Below are 18,536 nucleotides of genomic sequence, written 5' to 3' on the forward strand. Positions count from 1 at the left end.
GTGAATGCAACGGCATCCTATTTTCTATCGAGATCGTCCGGTTTCAGCCATGGACCCCCTATCAGAAGTCCTCACCCAACTCAGCAGCCAGCACTCCTTTTTCGGCGGTTTGAAAGCCGGCGGCGACTGGGCCGTACGCTTTCCTGCGCCGCAAGGCGAGAAGTTCAACGTATTGGTCCGGGGCGCTTGCTGGCTGGCCGTGGAAGGAGAAGATCGGCCGATCAGGCTGCAGGCCGGCGACTGCTTCCTGTTGTCCCGCGGGCGTCCGCTCTTGATCGGCAGCGATCTTTCGCTGCCCGCGCTCGAGTCCGAAGAGATCTATCGGCACGCGGTCAACGGCGTGGCCCACTGCGGCAGCGCTGACGACTGCTTCCTGGTCGGCGGGCGCTTCGCCTTTGGCGACGAAGCCGAGCTGCTGTTCGACAGCCTGCCGCCGGTGGCGGTCATCAAGAGCGATTCGGATCAGGCGTCCGTACTGCGCTGGGCCTTGCAGCGCCTGGCCCACGAACTCTGCACCCCGTCCCCCGGCGGCGCCCTGATGGTCCAGCACCTGGGCCACATCATGCTGGTGCAAGTACTGCGAATGTACCTGGAGCAGGAAGCAGCGACGACGCCAGGCTGGCTCTCGGCCTTGTCCGAACCGCGCATCGGCGCCGCGATCCAGGCCATTCACGCCCACCCCGCCCGACGCTGGACGGTCGAGGCCCTGGCCGACGTGGCCGGAGTCTCGCGCTCGACCCTGGCATTGCGCTTCAAACAGGCCGCCGGTTTTTCGCCCCTGGAGTACGTGCTGCGTTGGCGCATGCAGCTGGCGACCCGCTCCCTGCGCAACACCCGCCTGACGGTTTCTTCGATCGCCCAGGCCCTGGGCTACGAGTCCGACAGCGCGTTCAGCAATGCCTTCAAGCGCATCATCAAGTGCTCGCCCCGCGTCTACCGGGAGCGCGCAAGGGCCGTCGTCGCCCAGGCCGAATCCGCCGCCCGGGTCGACGCCTGAAATGAAAAAGCCCGGCGGGATCATCCCGGCCGGGCTTCTTGAGTGCCGCTGCGAACGATCAGCAGGTGCAGCACATCATCGGCATGCCGTTGCAGCTCATCATCATCGGCATGGCGCAGTCGTTCATCATTTTCATCATCAGCGCGCAGCAGTTTTTCATCATGTCCATGTTCATGCCGGCCATCGGCATGATCTTGCACATCATGCAATCGGCCTCGAGGGTGCATTCCATCACGCACTTCATCGACGGCATCGGCATGCCCATCATCATCGGCATCGGCATCATGGCGCCCATCATCGGCATGGCCATGCTCGCCCGGGACATGCACATCATGCTCATGTTGGCGCAATGCATCATCATCGGCATGCCGCAGTCCATCATCATCTGCATCATTTGCGCGCTGTTCTTGAACATGGCCATGTCCATGCCCGCGGCCGGCATCATCTTGCACAGCATGCCGTCGTCCATCATTTCGCAGCTCATGGTCGCCATCATCATCGGCATGCCCATCATCGGCATCATCGGCATGTTGGCGTTCATCGGCATTTGCATCTGCATGGCATTCATCATGGTGAAACTCCCTAAGCGATTCGATAGTTGGACGACGCGGATGGGGCGGATTCTAGGGAGTGGCGCGCGCCGCACAAGAGGCCGATCGAGCAGCAACGGCGGCTGCCGGGGCAGCTTCAGCGCAGCCGCTCAGACGGGATTTTCCGCTCAAGCAGCCGGATGGATTCGATGACGGAAGAAAGACCCACGGCAACGTGTTTTCCGTCGCGATGGATATGCGCGAATCGGCGCATTCAATAACCCAAGGAAATAATCATTCTAAAGCGCGGCGTTTTTTCTCAGCGAAGACGCCTTGCCACCCGCCTCCGAGCCTGGACGGCGAGGATTGCGGGTGGCCGCGCAAGACAAAGCAGCGCCGGCCTCAGAGCTTGGCGATCGACACTTCGGTGGATTTGACGAAAGCGATGACTTCGCTGCCGACCTTGAGCTCCAGGTCACGCACCGAACGCGTGGTGATGACCGAGGTGACGATGCCTGAAGCGGTCTGCACATCGACTTCCGAAACCACCTGGCCTTCGTGGATCTCCTTGATGATGCCCTTGAACTGGTTGCGAACGTTGATTGCCTTGATGGTCATGATGGAGCCTTCCTGTCTGGGGTGGGCACAGGCGCATCGCCGTGCAGGGCTCTAAGGTGCACGCTGGTGAAAGACATTAAAAGGAATAAATAGTGGTTAATTTATTCCATATGGAAATATAAAAGGTATTGCTTCGCCCTTCGCCGCCTTGACCGCCAACCACGGCTTTGCTTTTCTTGGCCCTCGCAACCCTTTCAGGAGATTGTCATGCGAACACTCGATCTGGCGGGCGTGCCCGTCCCGGTGATTGGCCAGGGCACCTGGCGCATGGGCGAGGAACGCCACCAGCGCAAAGCCGAGATTGCCGCGCTGCAAGCAGGTATCGAACGGGGCATGAACCTTATCGACACTGCCGAAATGTATGCCGAAGGCGCCGCGGAAGAAGTGGTCGGCGCCGCCATCGCCGGCCAGCGCGACCGGGTGTTCCTGGTCAGCAAGGTGTACCCGCACAACGCCAGCCGCAAAGGCATTCCGCAAGCCTGCGAACGCAGCCTGCGGCGCCTGGACACCGACTTCATCGACCTTTATCTGTTGCACTGGCGCGGCCAGTTCCCTCTCGAGGAAACCGTGGAAGCCTTCGAGCGCTTGCGCGAAGACGGCAAGATCGGCCGCTGGGGCGTGTCCAACTTCGACCTCGACGATCTTGGGGAGCTGGCAAGCCCGGCCTGCGCCACCAACCAGGTGCTGTACAACATCGAACAACGGGGCATCGAATTCGACCTGCTGCCCGCCGCCCAACAACAGCGCCTGCCACTCATGGCCTACTGCCCGATCGCCCAGGCCGGCAAGCTGCTGCGCCACCCCACGCTGACGCGGATCGCCGAGCGCCATGGCGCGACCACGGCCCAGGTTTCCCTGGCCTGGGTCTTGCGCCAACAAGGGGTGATCGCCATCCCCAAGGCGGTGCATCCCGAGCACGTGCGGCTGAACGCCGAAGCCGGCGAATTGCACCTCGACGGCGACGATCTGGCCGCCATCGACCTGGCCTTTCCTGCACCGCTGCACAAGCAGCGCCTGGCGATGGTCTGAAGTCGTCCCTCGCGAACGACGCCCTGTCTGGGACGCGGCCTGCGGGCCGGCCCCGACGACAGGGCGCCGCCTGGAAAAGATGAAATATGACCGACTTTAAGGATCGTCCTATCCCGGATTTTTGAAGGCTTCATTAGAGTGGGTCAATGAGATTAAAGACCTACCTTCATCAGATCAGTCCCCTCTTTTCCAGCCCAGAAGCCGCCAGCAGGTTGCTGCGTCTTTTTGCGCTCATTCTTTTGGTGGGCATCCTCGGCGCCGTCTACAACTTCCTCAATTCCACCCTCAGCAACGACATCTCGCGGCGCCGCGGCTACATGAGCAGCGCCATCGCCGAAGCCCAGACCTTTTTCACCAGCCGCGAAGCGTTGCTGGAAAGCCTCAGCCTCACCGCCGTGCGCAAGTCCAAGCAGGCCCAGGTCCTGATCTACCGTCCCTCCAGCGAAGAACTCAACCTGCAGCTGGGCGACGGCGCAGACCCGTGGAGCATCTGGCTGAGCCAGCGCATGCGCGAATACTTCAAGACCAAGCAGCTCAGCCTGCTGTATGTGACCCCCGGTCCCCAGGCCAAGGTCACGCGCCTGTACAGCAGCAGCGCCAGTATCCCGAGCTTCCCCCGCGCCATCCTCGAAAAGCTCGAGACCCTCAAGCACGGCGGGTACCCGGATGCCAACGAGCTGTGGCTTACCGACCCGTCCACCCAGACATCACAGCTGTACATCTTCATGCGTCTCGATAGAAACAGCGCGGACTCCGGCTGGCTGGGCCTGGAAATGGACGGCCGCGAAGTGCTCACGGCCTTGAGCGACCAGAGCGCCGGCGAGTTCATGATGTTCAACTCCGAAGGCGCCCTGCTGTTCACCAATACTCCGGCCGGGCGCCTGGGCCAGGCCCTGCAGCAGTTACAGGGGAACAACTTCTTCGGCTTCGTCGGCAGCGGCTGGTGGCCCGATCACCTGGTGATCCGCAAGCAACTGATGACCTCCGACTGGCATCTGGTCTACTCCTTCAGCCTGCACGCCTTGCTGATGGCCCTGTGGCCGCAGTTGGCCGGTGCGCTGGTGTTCTGCCTGTTCAGTATCAGCCTGATCTGCCTGCTGACCCGGCGCATCGAGCACCGCTTCATCACCCCCGCGCTAAGCCGGATCCAGGCCCTGGTGGAAAGCGAGCTGTTCAGTCGCGACGTGATCCAGACCGCGCCCGTGGCGCTGTGCGTGCTGCGTCGCACCGACGGCCAGGTGGTCCTGGAAAATACCCTGGCGCAGCAATGGCTGGGCGACGGCATCGAACGGGACATCCTCTGCGCCGGCTGGATCCAGCAAGCCTTCAAGAGCCACGAGCCGAACCGTTTCGACTACTTCGAGACCGCCGACGGCCGTCATCTCTACCTGAGTTCCGCGCCCACTCGATACAAGGGCGAGGATGTCCTGTTCTGCGCCTTCAGCGACATCAGCGCGCGCAAACAGGTCGAGGCCGCGCTGGAAGAAGCCCGGCAGATGGCCGACGCCGCCAACGAAGCGAAGACCCTGTTCCTGGCCACCATGAGCCATGAGATACGCACACCGCTCTACGGCGTGCTGGGTACCCTGGAACTGCTCGCCCGCACCCAGCTCGACCTGCAGCAGCGCGACTACCTGCGCGCCATCGAGTGTTCCTCCTCGACCCTGCTGCAACTGATCTGCGACGTGCTGGACGTCTCGAAAATCGAAGCCGGGCAACTGGCCCTGGAGCTGAACGAGTTCTCGCCGCTGGACCTGGTCCACGAGCTGGTCCAGGGCTATGCCGCGGCGGCCTCGAACAAGGGCTTGCTGCTCTATTCCTGCGTGGACCCGCAAATCCCCGAGCGGCTGATCGGCGACGTCACGCGGATCCGCCAGATCCTCGGCAACCTGTTGAACAACGCGGTCAAGTTCACCGACTTCGGGCGCATCGTCCTGCGGGTCAGCCTGCTGAGCCGCGACGGCGAACGCTCCAGCATCATGTGGCAGGTGTCCGACACCGGCAAAGGCATCGCCCAGGATCACCAGCCGATGATCTTCGAGCCCTTCTACCAGACCGGCGGCAATACCAACGTGGTGGCCGGCACCGGCCTCGGCCTGCCGATCTGCCAACGCCTTACCCAATTGATGAACGGCAGCCTGCGCATGGTCAGCGAACTGGGGCTGGGCAGCAGCTTCTCCCTCACCCTGCCCCTGGAAGCCGCGATCGACGCACCGGTGTCCTTGCCGGGCACCCAACTGCTGCCGGAAACCATCTATGTGATGTCCACCGTCCGCGAACTGGCGGAATCCATCGGCGGCTGGCTGCGCCAGTGGGGCGCGCGGGTGCAGATCTGCCATCCCTCGAAAATCGGCCCGACCAGCGACAGCCTGCTGATCGAGATTCACCCCGGCGAGCTCGAACAGCGCCTGCAACCCGATTGGTCCGGCCCGCTGATCCTCGCAACCGGCACTGGCAACAACGAACCACAGCCTCTCGCCGGAGGCTGGCATGTGAACCTCAATCACCTGCGTTCCATTCATCAGGCGGTCAGCCAGGCCCAGGGGCTCTGGGTGGCCAAAACCGAGAACCACAGCGAGCACTGGGCGTTGAAACCCTTGCAGTTGAACGTCCTGGTGGCCGAAGACAACGTCATCAACCAACTGATCCTCAGGGACCAGCTGGAAGAACTGGGTTGCAGCGTGGAACTGGCCTCGAACGGCGAGGAAGCCCTGTCGATGTGGAACCCCGAGCGCTTCGACCTGGTGCTGACCGACGTCAACATGCCCGTGATGAATGGCTATGAACTGGCCAAGGAACTACGCCGCCGTGGCTGTTCGACCCCGATCATCGGCGCCACGGCCAACGCAATGCGTGGAGAAGAAGAACAATGCCTGGCGGCCGGGATGAACCATTGCCTGGTCAAACCTTTTGCACTACGCGCCCTGTTCAATTACCTAGCGCCCTATGAAAGAGCGAAGCATGAAGCCCTGTAGCATATTGATCGTTGAAGACCATCCCTTCCAGCACATGTACCTGCAGCACCTGTTCGGTGAGCTGGGCCCCTATTACCTGGAGGGTGCACGGGATGGTGAGGAGGCACTGGAGCGCTTGAAGTGGCGCAAGTTCGATCTGGTGCTCACCGACCTGATGATGCCGGGCATGGATGGCGTGCAGTTCATCCAGCGGCTCGCCGCCCTGCACTCGCGGCCGGCCCTGGCGATCATGAGCTCGGCTTCGCGACGCATGCTGATGAGCGCCAGTCTGGTGGCCAAGAACCTGGGGGTGAAGGTCGTCGGGCTGATCTCCAAACCGGTGAACCTGGCCGCCCTGCAAACCCTGACCCGGCAGTTGGGCGACGCGCAACCCCACTCTCCCGCGCCCCTGCCAGCTTCGATGCTCAACCTCGCGACGCTGACCAAGGCCCTCCAGGAAGAACAGTTCGAGGCGTGGTTCCAGCCGAAAAAATCGTTGTTCAACGGCCGTATCGTCGCGGCCGAAGCGCTGGTGCGCTGGATGCATCCGACCCGCGGCATGCTGCTGCCCAATAGTTTCCTGCACGCGCTCAAGTCATTCGACCTCGAGGAGGAACTGCTCTGGCTGGTACTGCGCCAGGCGATCCAGGCCCAGGCGCGCTGGCGCCAGCAGGACTACGACATTCCGGTATCGATCAACCTGCCGACCCACCTGCTCAATAGCCACGACCTGGCGGATCGCCTGCTCGACTTTGTCCTGCAACACCAGGGCGTCCCGGCGCAGATCTGTTTCGAACTCATGGAATGCTCGGTGCCCCAGGACATCAGCAACTTCTACGCCGGCGCCTGTCGCTTGCGCATCAAGGGGTTCGGCCTGTCCCAGGACGATTTCGGCAAGGGCTACAGTTCCTACATGAACCTGGTCTCGACGCCCTTTACCGAGCTCAAGATCGACCGCGCCCTGGTCCAGGGCTGCCACGCCAGCGAAGAACTGACCAAAGCGTTGACCAGTATCATCGCGCTGGGCCGCCAACTCGGGTTGACTGTGGTGGCCGAGGGCGTGGAGAGCGCCGAGGAGTTGGCCCTGTTGCGCAAGATCGATTGCAGCCAGGTGCAGGGTTTCCTGATCTCGCGCGCGGTGCCTTCCGAGCAGTTTCAGCAATTGCTGGTCAACGACGGACCGGCCGCCGGCTACTGATCCCATGGAGCGTTTGCACCTGAATACCGCTCATCACTGACAACTCTTTGATTAAAGGTAAAATCCTCAAGGCTTCGACCTTTACCCTGTTTTTGGATATCAGTGATGAACCATAAGGAAACGCTTCTCGAAAACCTGACGAGAAGCTCGATTCGCCTGAACCGGGGGTTGCTGGCCTTTCTGGTACTGACGTTGCTGCTGATCGGCATCAGCTACTGGTCGACCCGCAAGCTGGTCGACGAACAGTACGGCACCTTCGACTTTCACTTCACCCGGATGATGGGGGGTATCCAGGAACACGAGATCTTTCTCGGGAAACTGATCGGAAAAGGTGCCACGGATAAGGTAAGAGTCGACAACAATCGCTTCTACCTGCAGAAAAAACTGCCCGAATTTGGCCCGGATGTTTATGAAGGTCGGGAGTTCCCCTTCTCCATCCCCTTCAGTTTCAATGCCCCTGCGTCGAAAATCGCCCCCGACCAATTGCCCAAACTACTCTCCCTGGGCAGCCACCTGGTGGACTTCTACGGCGCCTTCTGGGCCATCTCCCACTATCAGGCTCCCCAGGTTTTCCTGTTCAATGCCGAAGACAACTTCAGCATTGTCGTGCCCGCGGCCGGGCAGTCGCCGCGCAGCCTGTGGAAAGTCGCGCCGTCCAACCAGCCCTTCACTCGGCAACTGCAGAAGCGGCTGATGGCCAATAGTACGGAACAGGCCGACGGGGTGATCCGCTGGGAGCCCATCGATACTCCCCGGCAAAGTGGCGCCGCCACCCAACTGATGGCCTTCGTCACCGTTCCCCTGCCCCCGGAACTACTGCCTATCCAGGGGGCCAGCGACCGGGTCGGGATCGCCTCGCTGCTGAACATGGACCAGCTCAATAACATCGACCGGGTCATGGCCTGGTCGATGTACGACCATTTCACCCTTATCGCCCCTACCGGCAAGGTCCTGGTCGGCTTGGCACCGGCCCCTGGCCTGCACGAAGGACTCAACCTCACCCGCGACGGCCTGGTCTTCAAGGTATCGAACAAGACCGGTGAAGCCTGGAGCGCCCTCTATACCGTCAGTTTCAAGAGTTACTTCCAGTACACCCTGTGGCCCATGCTGGCCCTGCTGATGCTGCTCATCGGCCTGATCGTCGGCGGCTGGCGGCTCAGCCGCTGGTACCGATCCCGAGTCGTCACCCCCGCCTACAATGCCCATCAGCGCCTGGTCGAAAGCGAGGCGTTCAGCCGCGTGGTGATTGATAGCGCGCCAATCGGACTCTGTGTGGTCCGCCGCGCAGACTTCAAGGTGCTCCTGGCAAACCAGAAGGCCCAGCAGTGGCAAGGCAGCATTAAGCGCCTGAGGCCGCTGTTCACCCGCCAGCAATCCCCCGACGGCAGCGGCGAAACCCAGCTGGACATCGACGGCACTCACCTGCAGGTCGGTTTCGTGCCGACTCGCTACCAGGGCGAGGATGCCCTGCTCTGCGCCTTCAACGACGTGACCAGCCATGTCGAGGACGCCGCGGTGCTGGAACAGGCCAGGCTCGCCGCCGATGCGGCGAACAAGGCCAAGACGTTGTTCCTCGCCACCATGAGCCACGAAATACGCACCCCGCTGTACGGCGTACTCGGCACCCTGGAGCTGCTCGGGCTGACGCGCCTGGATACCCAGCAACGCACGCACCTGCAAACCATCCAGCGCTCCTCGACCACCCTGTTCCAGCTGATCAGCGACGTCCTGGACATTTCCAAGATCGAATCAGGGCAGATGGATATCGAGTCCACCGAGTTCTGCCCGCTGCAGATGATCGAAGACACCCTGCACACCTACGCGGCCTTCGCCGAGCAAAAGGGTCTCCTGCTGTACGCCTGCGTCGATGCGGCGCTGCCCGACCTGCTGCTGGGCGATCCGACCAGGATCCGGCAGATCCTCAATAACCTGGTGAGCAACGCGATCAAGTTCACCGACGCCGGGCGCGTCGTGCTGCGTGCCCGGCTGGTGCACTGCGTGGATGGCCGGGCCAGCGTGGAATGGCAGGTCACCGACTCCGGCATCGGGATTTCGCCCGAGCAGCAGGAGCGGTTGTTCGACACTTTTTATCAGGTGCGCGACGCGTCCAGCGAAGCCGGCGCCGGCCTCGGACTGGCGATCTGCCGCTGGTTGGCGGAAATGATGGACGGCCAAATACGCGTGGTCAGCGAACCCGGTCTGGGCAGCAGTTTCTCGCTCCAGCTGAAACTGAAGACACTCCCGGGAACCTTGGCCGGCTGCGACGAGATCCTGCCCACGACCCAGGCGGTGTATGTCCGGGCGCCCGCCGCGGAGCTGGCGCAAAGCACCTGCGACTGGCTCAATCGCCTCGGCATCGTCGCTAAGCCGCTACCGGGCTTTGTCGAAGAGTCGCGGCAAAACGCCCTGCTGGTGGATGTCCTGCCCGGCGACGCCTCGCTCGCCTGGGCCGGGCCGCGCGTCCTGTGCACGGCTGGCGATCATCGGCCGACCCAAGCGACACCCGCCGATCATCAGGTGGACGCCCATGATGTGCGGGCCATCGCCAGGGTCGTTTCGCTGACCCTGCACGGCAAGTCCATCGCGCCGCCAAGCCTCGAGGCCCGCCCGGCCGGCCAGCTCGGCCTGCATATCCTCGTGGCCGAGGACAACCCGGTCAATCAGGCGATCATCAAGGAGCAGCTCGAAGCCCTGGGCTGCACGGTGACCACTGCCTCCAACGGCGAGGAAGCCTTGCAGCTCTGGCAACCGCAGGTGTTCGACCTGGTGCTGACCGATGTGAACATGCCGCTGCGCAACGGCTACGAACTGACCCAGGCCCTGCGCGAACGGGACCGGCAGATCCCCATCATCGGCGTCACCGCCAATGCCATGCGCGAGGAAGGCGCCCGCTGCCTGGCCGTGGGGATGAATGCCTGGATCGTCAAGCCGCTGAGCCTGCAGACCCTGCATCACTACCTGTCGAAACTGTGCGCCAGCACGCCGCCCCAGGAACCGCGCCCCATGATCCAGAGCACGCCTGCCCCTGCACCCGACGATACGATGATCGAGCTGTCGCCGAAGATGCGCGAGCTGTTCATCAGCACCATGCGCCAGGACATCCGTCACGTGACGGACGCCCTGCAAGCCAACGATGCCAAGAGGCTCGCCGAACGGCTGCACAGTGCCGCCGGGGCGCTGGGAGCGGTGCAGATGACGACGCTGGCCAAAACCTGCGCCGAGCAAGAATCACAGATACTGCAAAGCGCAATCACTCCCTCCGTGGTCGTGGAAGTGGAAGGACTGATCCAGCGTTTGAGCGATATCCTGAATGCACTTGAATAAGGCTCTACAAGATTTAATGAACGCAATCCCTTACTCTTCAGCATCACCAACGAGCGTATTACGAGTGGCTTGCCATGGAAAAACTTAAAGTAGTCATCGCCGACGATCACCCGATTGTTCTCCTCGGCGTTCGCGAGTTGATGGAGCGAGAAACGAATTTTGAAGTGGTGGGCGAAGCCGTCAATTCACAAGGCCTGATCGAGTTGCTCGAACAGCAGCCGGTCGACATCGTCATCACCGACTACAACATGCCCGACGACTCGCCTTACGGCGACGGTCTCAAGTTGGTGGAGTACCTGAAGCGGCACTTCCCACGCCTGCAAATACTGATCCTGACCATGATTTCCAACCAGTTGATCCTCACTCGTCTGCACGAATTGGGGGTGGTCGGGGTCATCCAGAAAAGCCAGTTGCACAACGAAATCCAGGTGGCGCTCAAGACCATTGTCGAGCGCGGCTCCTACCAGAGCCTTGAACCTGCGCCGAGCTCGGTCATCGAGTCCAACGCCAGCATCGACGACCGGATTTCCATGCTCTCGCCCAAGGAGTTTGAAATATTGCGCCTGTTCGTTTCCGGCAAGAGCGTCAGCGACATCGCCCGAAGCCAGAACCGCAGCTCAAAGACCATCAGCGCGCAGAAGATTTCCGCCATGCGCAAGCTGGAAGTCGAAAGCGACCAGGACCTGCTGACCTACTGCATCGGGCGCAATGTCTTCAACTGATCCCCTGCCCTCACCCCATCACGCCCCAAGGCCCGCCCAGCAATGAGCCCCGACGACCTGCTCGACCTGCAACGACTCCAAGGCGCCTGGGAACAGGTCGAACTCGAGGACAATGGGGTCAGCAACCCACCCGACGAACATGGCGCCCCCGGAGCCCTTACCCTGATCCAGGGGCAAGGGTTCCGCGTCATGACCCTGGAAGGCGAGCTGTTGCTGGCCGGCCGCTTTACCCTCGATACCAGTACCACGCCCAAATCCATTACCTGGGTCGATTCCATCGGCGCCGACGTGGGCAAGTACCTGCCCGCCAGCTATCAGCTGGAAGGCGATCACTTCGTGTTTATCGCCGCGGATGAAGGCCAGCCCAGGCCCACTCAGTTCCGCACCGGGCCAGGCCAGACCCTGCGCCGGTTTATCCGCGCGGCGCAGGATTGACCTGCCGGGCGGCACTCTCTATAGAGGTCAGGCTCATGCATCTCCCCCCAAAAAGTCTCGTTACCCTCGCCGCCACGCTCGGCGCTTCGTTGGCCGGCGCCGCCACCCCGGACGAGGAACTCGGCGCTCGTATGGACCGGGTCATCGAACGGGCCATCGCCGAGCAGCGGATCGTCGGTACGGTGGTCGTGGTGATGCGCGACGGCCAGGTGGTCTACCGGCGCGCCGGCGGTTTCGCCGACCGCGAGGCAGCCCGGCCAATGACCGAGGACACCGTCCTGCGCCTGGCCTCCATCACCAAGCCGATCGTCTCTGCGGTCGTCATGAGCCTGGTGGAACAGGGCACGCTGTCCCTGGAGGACCCGGTCACCCGCTGGCTGCCGGACTTTCGCCCCAGGCTGGCCGACGGCAGCCAGCCGCCGATCACCCTCAAGCAGTTGCTGACCCACAGCGCCGGCCTGAGCTACGGTTTTCTCGAAGCCGAGCACGGGCCGTATCGCACGGCGGGCGTTTCCGATGGCCTGGCCGAACCGGGCATGCGCCTGGAAGACAACCTGGAACGTATCGCCAGCGTGCCCTTGAGCTATCCGCCGGGCACTCAGTGGCGCTACTCGCTGGCCCTCGACGTGCTCGGCGCGGTGCTGGAAAAAGCCAGCGGCAAGAGCCTGCCGGCCCTGACCGAAGAACGCGTGACCGGCCCCCTGGACATGCACGACACCGCGTTCACGGTCAAAGACCCTGCCCGCCTTGGCGCCGCCTACCGCGACGACCGCCCGCAACCGAGCCGGATGCAGGACGAGACCGCGATCCGCACCGGCGACAGCACCACGCTGTTCTCCCTCCCGCGGATTTTCGACCCGCGCTCCTACCCCTCGGGCGGCGCCGGCATGGCCGGAACCGCCGACGACGTGGCGCGTTTTCTCGACACCTTGCGCCAGGGCGGCGGGGCCATTCTTTCCCAGGCCAGCGTGCAGGCGATGATGACCGATCAGGTTGGCGCCCAGGCGCAGACCCAGGGCCCGGGCTGGGGTTTCGGCTACGGTTGGGCGGTCCTCGACGACCCGGCCCTGGCCGGCACCCCGCAGTCCAAAGGCACCCTGCAATGGGGCGGCGTCTATGGCCATAGCTGGTTTGTCGACCCCCAGGCCAGGCTGACCGTGGTGGCCCTGACCAACACCACCTTCGAGGGCATGTCGGGGGCCTTCACCCAGGAGGTCCGCGACGCCGCCTACCCGGCGCCCTGAAGCCCCTCGGCGCGCGGACCGTCGAGCGCCCACCAGCCCGGCAGCAATTGCCGGACCCGGGGTTCGGCGAAACGGTCGTCGATCAGCATCACCACGCCGCGGTCCTGCTGGCTGCGGATCACCCGGCCCGCGGCCTGCACGACTTTCTGCAGGCCGGGGTACAGGTAGGTGTAGTCGTAGCCGGCGCCAAAAATCGCCGCCATGCGCTGCTTCATCTGCTCGTTGACCGGGTTCAACTGGGCCAGGCCCAGGGTAGCGATAAAGGCGCCGATCAGGCGCGAGCCCGGCAGGTCGATGCCTTCGCCAAACGCCCCGCCCAACACGGCGAACCCGACGCCCCGGCCATCGACCGCGAAGCGTTCGAGAAAGGCCTGGCGCTGCCCTTCGTCCATGCCGCGGGACTGCTGCCACAGCGGGATGTCCGGGTGCTGCACAGCCAGCCGCTCGGCCACCTGTTGCAGATAATCGAAGCTGCTGAAAAAGGCCAGGTAGTTGCCCGGACGCTGGCGGAACTGGGCGGCGATCAGCTCGACGATCGGCGCCAGCGACGCCTGGCGATGGACATACCGCGTGGAAATCCGGCTGACGATCCGCACCTCCAGTTGCGCGGCGCTGAACGGCGACTCGACCTCCATCCACACCGTGTTGTCCGGCAGCCCCAGCAGGTCGCGGTAGTAATGCCAGGGGTTGAGCGTCGCCGAGAACAGCACCGTGCTGCGTGCCGCGCTCAGGCGCGGCGCCAGGAACCCGGCCGGCACCACGTTGCGCAGACACAATTCGGACAGACTGCGCCGGGCGTCGAGCTCGCGCTTGCTGATATCGAACAGGAACTGCCCGTCGAACAGCTCGGCCACCCGGGCGAACTGCAACGCGTCGAAATAGAACCCCTGCAAGCCGCTGTCCAGGCCTTGCGGGTGATCGTTGAGGTAGTCGCCGATCGCCGAAAGGCACAGCGACAGTGCCTTGAGCAACGGCGCCGGCGCCTGCTCATAGGCCTGGTAGGGACGCACTTGCTCCTTATGCAGCGCATTCCATTCCCGGTTGAGCCGCTGCAGGGGTTTCTTCAAGGCCTGCGGCGCGGCCTGGCGCACGCTGCGCAACTGGTACTGGTCGAGGCTGGCGCTGTACATCGAGCGTCCGCGCTCCACCAGGTTGTGCGCTTCGTCCACCAGCACCGCGACCTGCCACTGGTTGGCCTGGGCCAGGCCGAACAACAAGGCGCTGAAGTCGAAGTAATAGTTGTAGTCCGCCACCAGCAGATCGCTCCAGCGGGCCATTTCCTGGCTCAAGTAATACGGGCACACGCCATGCTCGCGGGCAATGGCGGCCAGCGCCTGCTGATCCAGTAACGCCACCCGGCTCGCCGCCTCGCGCGCTGCCGGCAGGCGGTCGTAGAAGCCCCTGGCCAACGGGCAGGACTCGCCGTGACAGGCCAGGTCCGGGTGCTCGCAGGCCTTGTCCCGGGCCACCAGTTCCAGCACCCGCAGCGCCAGCTCCGGGGTGCGCTCGAACAGCACCTTGGCGCTATCCAGCGCCAACTGGCGCCCCGGCGTCTTGGCGGTCAGGAAGAACAGCTTGTCCAACTGCCGGGTCGGCATGGCCTTGAACATCGGGAACAGCGTGCCCAGGGTCTTGCCGATCCCGGTCGGCGCCTGGGCCATCAGGCAGCGCCCGGTGCTCGCCGCCTTGTACACCGACTCGGCCAGCCGGCGCTGCCCGGGGCGAAATTCGGCATGGGGAAAACCCAGCGCCGCCAGCGCCCGGTCGCGCCGGGTGCGATGGGCCAGCTCCTGCTCCGCCCATTGCAGGAACAGGCTGCATTGGCGGTTGAAGAACTGCTCCAGGACCGGGGCCTCGTGCTCCTCCACCAGCGACGTCTCGCGTTCGCTGAGGATGTCGAAATACACCAGCGCCAGGCGCACCTTGTTCAGTTGCAACTGCTGGCACAGCAGCCAGCCATAGACCTTGGCCTGGGCCCAATGCAGCTGGCGGTGGTTGGCCGGCATGCGTTCGAGGTCGCCGCGGTAGGTCTTGACCTCCTCCAGCAGGTTGGCGTCCGGGTCGTAGCCGTCCGCCCTGCCCTTGACCGTCAAGGCGCCGAAGACGCCTTCCAGGGCGACTTCGCTGCGATAGGTCGAGCTGCGCCGCGCCGCCACGGTGCGATGGCCCTGGATGCCTTCCAGCGCGGTGGGCGACGGGGTGAAACGCAGGTCGAGGTCGCCGGCCTTGGCGGTGAACTCGCACAGCGCGCGGACCGCGATGCGGTAGCTCACGCCTGCGGCTCCGCCCATTGCACGTAGCACACCGCCACCGGCATCTGGTGCTGCCGGCAGAACTCCAGCCAGCGCAGCTGGTTGTCCTGCAGGCGGTCGCCCGGGCCCTTGACCTCGATCATCCGGTAGGTTTTCTGTTGCGGCCAGAACTGGATCAGGTCCGGCATGCCGGCGCGGTTGGCCTTGATGTCCTGCAACAGCCGGTCGAACCAATGCCGCAGGTGTTCGGCCGGCAGGCAGTCCAGCGCCTGCTCCAGCAACGCTTCGCTCAAAGCGCCCCAGAATACGAAAGGCGATTGCACGCCCCACTTGTCGAGGTAGCGCTGGCGGATGGTCTGCGCATAGCGGCCGTCATCCAGTTCCGCCAGGCAGGCCTGGAACAGCTCGGCGCGACGGGCGTGGAAATCCTCGCTCAACAGGTCGGCCGGCCCGCGCTGGAACGGGTGGAAAAACGCCCCCGGCAACGGCGCGAAGATCGCCGGCCAGCAGAGCAGCCCGAACAATGAGTTGATCAGGCTGTTCTCCACGTAATGCACCGGCGCCTGCGCTTCGTGGAAATGGGCCTGGACGTGGTATTCCACCGACAGCTGCGGATCGGTCCGCGGCAGGCAGAGGTCCAGGCGCACCATCGGCCCGGCGGCGCCGCGCGGCACGGCCGGGCCGCCCAGCTTGCGCCGCAGCCTGGGCAGCACCCGCAGCAACTGTTGCTGCTCGGCAGCGCTCTGCGGGGCCTGCGCCGCCTCTTCGGCCAGGGCCAGCGCCTGGGAATAGTCGCCGCTGCGCTCCAGCACGCGGATCAGGCGCATCCGCGCCCCGGGGTAGGCACAGGCCTGGTAGACGGCTATCGCCAGCGGCCATTCGGCGAGCCGCTCGCAGTGCTGCCCGATCAGGAACAGCAGTTTACCCCGGCGGCGCTGCAGCCAGGGGTTGTCGCTGGCGAACGCCTGGAGGCGGGCCAGCACCTCGTCCAGGGCCTCGCCGCTTTCGAAGCGCTGCCGGCAGTCTTCCAGGTACACAATGGCCTCGACGTCGGCGCGGCTGCGTAAGGCGCGGGCGTCGTCGCGAAACTCGACCTTCTCGTAGGTGAAGATGCCCAGGTCGGCGAGGACGAACTCCGACCAGTCCTGGTACAGGTTGCCGAAGAACATCAGGCGCAGGCGGTCGCACAGCGACATGACCGTCAGGCTGCACACCCCGTCGGCCAGCCCGGGGCACCATTGGTCCAGGCTTCGCGGCTCGTCGAAGTTCGCGGCCAGGGCCTCCAGCCAGTCGGATTTACGGGCCTTCGGCTGCTCGATCGCAGCGCCGAAACAGTGAAGGATTTCCGCCTTCTGCAACAGGCCGAACAGCGCTTCCAGGGTCAGGGGCGCCTGCTCGTCGACCCAGCCCAGGCGCACCAGGGGCGCAAGCGCCGCGCGGGTCTCGCCGATTTCCCCATAGGCCAGCCGGCTCGTGCGAAAATGGCAGCCCTTGCGCATGATCATCCGCACCAGCAACGCCTGGGAGGGCTGGCCGAGGGTCGAGAAGTCGTCGATGAAGCCGTGCTCTTCGGGCGACAGCACATCGGCATAACGCAGCGCGAGCCACGCCAGCACCTGCTGAAAGTTGTGCAGGTAATAAAGAGGGTTTTCCAGAGGGTTGGAAGTCACAGGACAAGCGCGCCGCAAAAAGAAGGATACTGGTTATGCATACAGATAACAGTTGCCGCCCAGCCCTGGCAAATACAATTGGATAAGTGGCGTTGCAGGTTTTTTTTGTCGTAGCGCAGAACTTTCCCGCGGTTAATTACACCAAGGGCGGATAGCCGTATAGTCGCGAGCCGCCAATCATGGGTGGACTCACAGATTGATGAAGAGAGGTTTGTCTATGAACGTCAAATACCTGGGCCTGCCGTTGGCCGTTGTCGCCTTCCTGGCCTTGGGCGGCTGTGCCTCGCCGACCGTGGTGACGCTGCAGAACGGTACGCAATACCTGACCAAGGACATGCCTAACGCCAAGACCGATGACGGGTTCTACGAATTCGAGGACATTGCCGGCAAGAAAATCCGCGTCAAGGCGGCCGATGTCGCCACCGTCCGCCGCGAGGACTGAACCACCGGTTCCAATCGCCCTCAGCGTGACCAGGGCGTCGCGCTTTGCCCCGGCACGCTGTTATCGCAGGAAATATATCGCTGCTCCCCGCGCTTCTGCAGTTGGCTGCGCACTTGCTGGCAGCGCTCGAACTCCCGGGCCGCGGCATTATCGATACTGATATTGCCGGTGCTTTCAGGCTCGTTTCCGTCCCCCCGCGTCACGTTCGCCCCCGGACGATTCGGGTCGACATGGTAAAGGCTGTTGCCAGCGCCCTCGGCCGGGATCTTGAACAGGCTCTGCGGCTCGGGTTCCGGCGCCTTGCCGGGCGCCTCGAGCGGCAACTGGTCGGGGGTCACGCCGTAACGATGCAGAATCGACTGCTGCGGCAAATCCTCGGCCATCGCACCGACCGCCGCCAGGGCCAGCACCAGGCCGACGCCATACCTCTGCTTCTTGTTCACCTTGCCTTTCTCCCGCTCTACGGATGGAACCGCGTTTGTCTGATCGACGCATGACCTGCGCGGCACTTTAGTCGCCGTCGAAGGCCCTCGCCCAATAGAACATCTTGACTATGCTCATAGCCGACAGCGGCTACGCGGCCCAAGGCGCGCACAGCCCTGCTCGGTTATTGGAGCCATTTGCGCGGCCGCGGGTCACCTTCGCGGTGACTATCGGCCGGCCCTTCACAAGGAGTCGTCATGTTCGAACACCCTTCGCGACCATCGCACACCGGCAAAACCGCTCCCCTGGGCCTCAAGGCCCTGGCATTGATCTGGATGACGGCGGGCCTGGCCGGCTGTGCCAACCTCGACGCCCGAACCACCGAATACGTCGGCGTGCCTCACGCCGCGCCGACCTCGCCCGCATCCGTGCAGGTGCTACGCAGCGAACCGACCCGCCCCCATGTGCGCCTGGGCGAAGTGGTGCTGGACTCCAGCGTCGAACCGGCGCCGCCCGTGGCGCAGATCGAGCAGAAGTTGCGCGAGGAAGCGGCGAAGATCGGCGGCGACGCGGTGGTCGTGGTCTACGACAAGATCCAGCCGGTCTCGGCCTATGTCAGCGGTCCGCTGTGGGACCGGGATATCCAGACCATCGAAGGGCGCAAGCTCAAGGGCATCGTCATCGCCTATCAATAGCCC

General features: G+C 63.7%; 15 protein-coding genes. 10 read left to right on the forward strand and 5 right to left on the reverse strand.

All coding sequences use genetic code 11. The features are described from left to right. Positions 1–49 precede the first annotated feature (49 nt). Positions 50–997 carry an AraC family transcriptional regulator gene (locus BTN82_RS15620; RefSeq protein ID WP_075120033.1) on the forward strand — a complete coding sequence of 316 codons (948 nt, stop codon included), beginning with the start codon at positions 50–52 and terminating at the stop codon, positions 995–997. Positions 998–1,055: 58 nt separating this feature from the next. On the opposite strand, the gene BTN82_RS15625 is transcribed toward BTN82_RS15620, so the two are convergent. Both BTN82_RS15625 and BTN82_RS15630 read right to left on the reverse strand, forming a co-directional pair. Next, a complete protein-coding gene (locus tag BTN82_RS15625) occupies positions 1,056–1,568 on the reverse strand; it encodes a hypothetical protein (protein ID WP_075120034.1) in 513 nt (170 codons plus the stop codon). Between the two features lie 361 nt (positions 1,569–1,929). Beyond that, positions 1,930–2,145: a molybdopterin-binding protein gene (locus BTN82_RS15630; RefSeq protein ID WP_007929084.1), complete on the reverse strand. Its 216-nt coding sequence runs from the start codon at positions 2,143–2,145 to the stop codon at positions 1,930–1,932. A gap of 207 nt (positions 2,146–2,352) precedes the next feature. Here BTN82_RS15630 and BTN82_RS15635 point away from each other — a divergent pair, with 207 nt between their 5' ends. The 7 genes from BTN82_RS15635 (at position 2,353) to BTN82_RS15665 (ending at position 13,051) form a co-directional block, all read left to right on the forward strand. After that, positions 2,353–3,174, forward strand: a complete 822-nt coding sequence (locus BTN82_RS15635) for an aldo/keto reductase (protein WP_075120035.1) — start codon at positions 2,353–2,355, stop codon at positions 3,172–3,174. Between the two features lie 146 nt (positions 3,175–3,320). After that, the gene (locus BTN82_RS15640; RefSeq protein ID WP_075120036.1) at positions 3,321–6,149 is read left to right on the forward strand and encodes a response regulator; all 2,829 of its coding nucleotides are present in this window, start codon (positions 3,321–3,323) and stop codon (positions 6,147–6,149) included. Continuing rightward, entirely contained in the window at positions 6,136–7,326 is a 1,191-nt protein-coding gene (locus BTN82_RS15645; protein WP_075120037.1) for an EAL domain-containing protein, read from the forward strand. Before BTN82_RS15640 ends, BTN82_RS15645 begins: the two co-directional genes overlap by 14 nt. Positions 7,327–7,431: 105 nt before the next feature. Further along, entirely contained in the window at positions 7,432–10,650 is a 3,219-nt protein-coding gene (locus tag BTN82_RS15650; protein ID WP_075120038.1) for a hybrid sensor histidine kinase/response regulator, read from the forward strand. A 74-nt stretch (positions 10,651–10,724) separates the two neighbouring features. Continuing rightward, on the forward strand, positions 10,725–11,372 hold the full coding sequence (locus BTN82_RS15655) for a response regulator (RefSeq protein ID WP_075120039.1): 648 nt from the start codon (positions 10,725–10,727) through the stop codon (positions 11,370–11,372). Between the two features lie 42 nt (positions 11,373–11,414). Beyond that, complete coding sequence (locus BTN82_RS15660) at positions 11,415–11,807, forward strand: TIGR03067 domain-containing protein (protein ID WP_075120040.1); 393 nt, start codon at positions 11,415–11,417, stop codon at positions 11,805–11,807. 35 nt (positions 11,808–11,842) lie between these two features. After that, a complete protein-coding gene (locus tag BTN82_RS15665) occupies positions 11,843–13,051 on the forward strand; it encodes a serine hydrolase domain-containing protein (RefSeq protein WP_075120041.1) in 1,209 nt (402 codons plus the stop codon). Here BTN82_RS15665 and BTN82_RS15670 read toward each other — a convergent pair. Together BTN82_RS15670 and BTN82_RS15675 are read right to left on the reverse strand one after the other, a co-directional pair. Then, entirely contained in the window at positions 13,036–15,324 is a 2,289-nt protein-coding gene (locus BTN82_RS15670) for an ATP-dependent DNA helicase (RefSeq protein WP_075120042.1), read from the reverse strand. The genes BTN82_RS15665 and BTN82_RS15670 overlap by 16 nt on opposite strands. Beyond that, positions 15,321–16,973: a VRR-NUC domain-containing protein gene (locus BTN82_RS15675; RefSeq protein ID WP_075120043.1), complete on the reverse strand. Its 1,653-nt coding sequence runs from the start codon at positions 16,971–16,973 to the stop codon at positions 15,321–15,323. The genes BTN82_RS15670 and BTN82_RS15675 overlap by 4 nt, the downstream gene beginning before the upstream one ends. Positions 16,974–17,190: 217 nt before the next feature. Between BTN82_RS15675 and BTN82_RS15680 the strand changes: the two genes are divergently transcribed. Continuing rightward, positions 17,191–17,415: a YgdI/YgdR family lipoprotein gene (locus BTN82_RS15680; RefSeq protein WP_075120044.1), complete on the forward strand. Its 225-nt coding sequence runs from the start codon at positions 17,191–17,193 to the stop codon at positions 17,413–17,415. Positions 17,416–17,435: 20 nt separating this feature from the next. Here the strand turns inward: BTN82_RS15680 and BTN82_RS15685 are convergent, their stop codons facing one another. Beyond that, positions 17,436–17,858: a hypothetical protein gene (locus BTN82_RS15685; protein ID WP_075120045.1), complete on the reverse strand. Its 423-nt coding sequence runs from the start codon at positions 17,856–17,858 to the stop codon at positions 17,436–17,438. 315 nt (positions 17,859–18,173) lie between these two features. Here BTN82_RS15685 and BTN82_RS15690 point away from each other — a divergent pair, with 315 nt between their 5' ends. Beyond that, positions 18,174–18,533, forward strand: coding sequence for a hypothetical protein (locus BTN82_RS15690; protein WP_148169568.1), 360 nt, complete (start codon positions 18,174–18,176; stop codon positions 18,531–18,533). The last annotated feature ends 3 nt before the right edge of the window (positions 18,534–18,536 follow it).

This window comes from Pseudomonas chlororaphis, from assembly GCF_001921865.1.
Taxonomy (GTDB): domain Bacteria; phylum Pseudomonadota; class Gammaproteobacteria; order Pseudomonadales; family Pseudomonadaceae; genus Aquipseudomonas; species Aquipseudomonas chlororaphis_D.

Excerpts from the sequence above, each read along its gene's own strand:
- BTN82_RS15630 (WP_007929084.1), bottom strand. The coding sequence starts at position 2,145 with ATGACCATCAAGGCAATCAACGTTCGCAACCAGTTCAAGGGCATCATC.
- BTN82_RS15680 (WP_075120044.1), top strand. The coding sequence starts at position 17,191 with ATGAACGTCAAATACCTGGGCCTGCCGTTGGCCGTTGTCGCCTTCCTG.
- BTN82_RS15690 (WP_148169568.1), top strand. The coding sequence starts at position 18,174 with ATGACGGCGGGCCTGGCCGGCTGTGCCAACCTCGACGCCCGAACCACC.
- BTN82_RS15655 (WP_075120039.1), top strand. The coding sequence starts at position 10,725 with ATGGAAAAACTTAAAGTAGTCATCGCCGACGATCACCCGATTGTTCTC.
- BTN82_RS15660 (WP_075120040.1), top strand. The coding sequence starts at position 11,415 with ATGAGCCCCGACGACCTGCTCGACCTGCAACGACTCCAAGGCGCCTGG.
- BTN82_RS15635 (WP_075120035.1), top strand. The coding sequence starts at position 2,353 with ATGCGAACACTCGATCTGGCGGGCGTGCCCGTCCCGGTGATTGGCCAG.
- BTN82_RS15645 (WP_075120037.1), top strand. The coding sequence starts at position 6,136 with ATGAAGCCCTGTAGCATATTGATCGTTGAAGACCATCCCTTCCAGCAC.
- BTN82_RS15625 (WP_075120034.1), bottom strand. The coding sequence starts at position 1,568 with ATGATGAATGCCATGCAGATGCAAATGCCGATGAACGCCAACATGCCG.
- BTN82_RS15650 (WP_075120038.1), top strand. The coding sequence starts at position 7,432 with ATGAACCATAAGGAAACGCTTCTCGAAAACCTGACGAGAAGCTCGATT.
- BTN82_RS15665 (WP_075120041.1), top strand. The coding sequence starts at position 11,843 with ATGCATCTCCCCCCAAAAAGTCTCGTTACCCTCGCCGCCACGCTCGGC.
- BTN82_RS15620 (WP_075120033.1), top strand. The coding sequence starts at position 50 with ATGGACCCCCTATCAGAAGTCCTCACCCAACTCAGCAGCCAGCACTCC.
- BTN82_RS15640 (WP_075120036.1), top strand. The coding sequence starts at position 3,321 with ATGAGATTAAAGACCTACCTTCATCAGATCAGTCCCCTCTTTTCCAGC.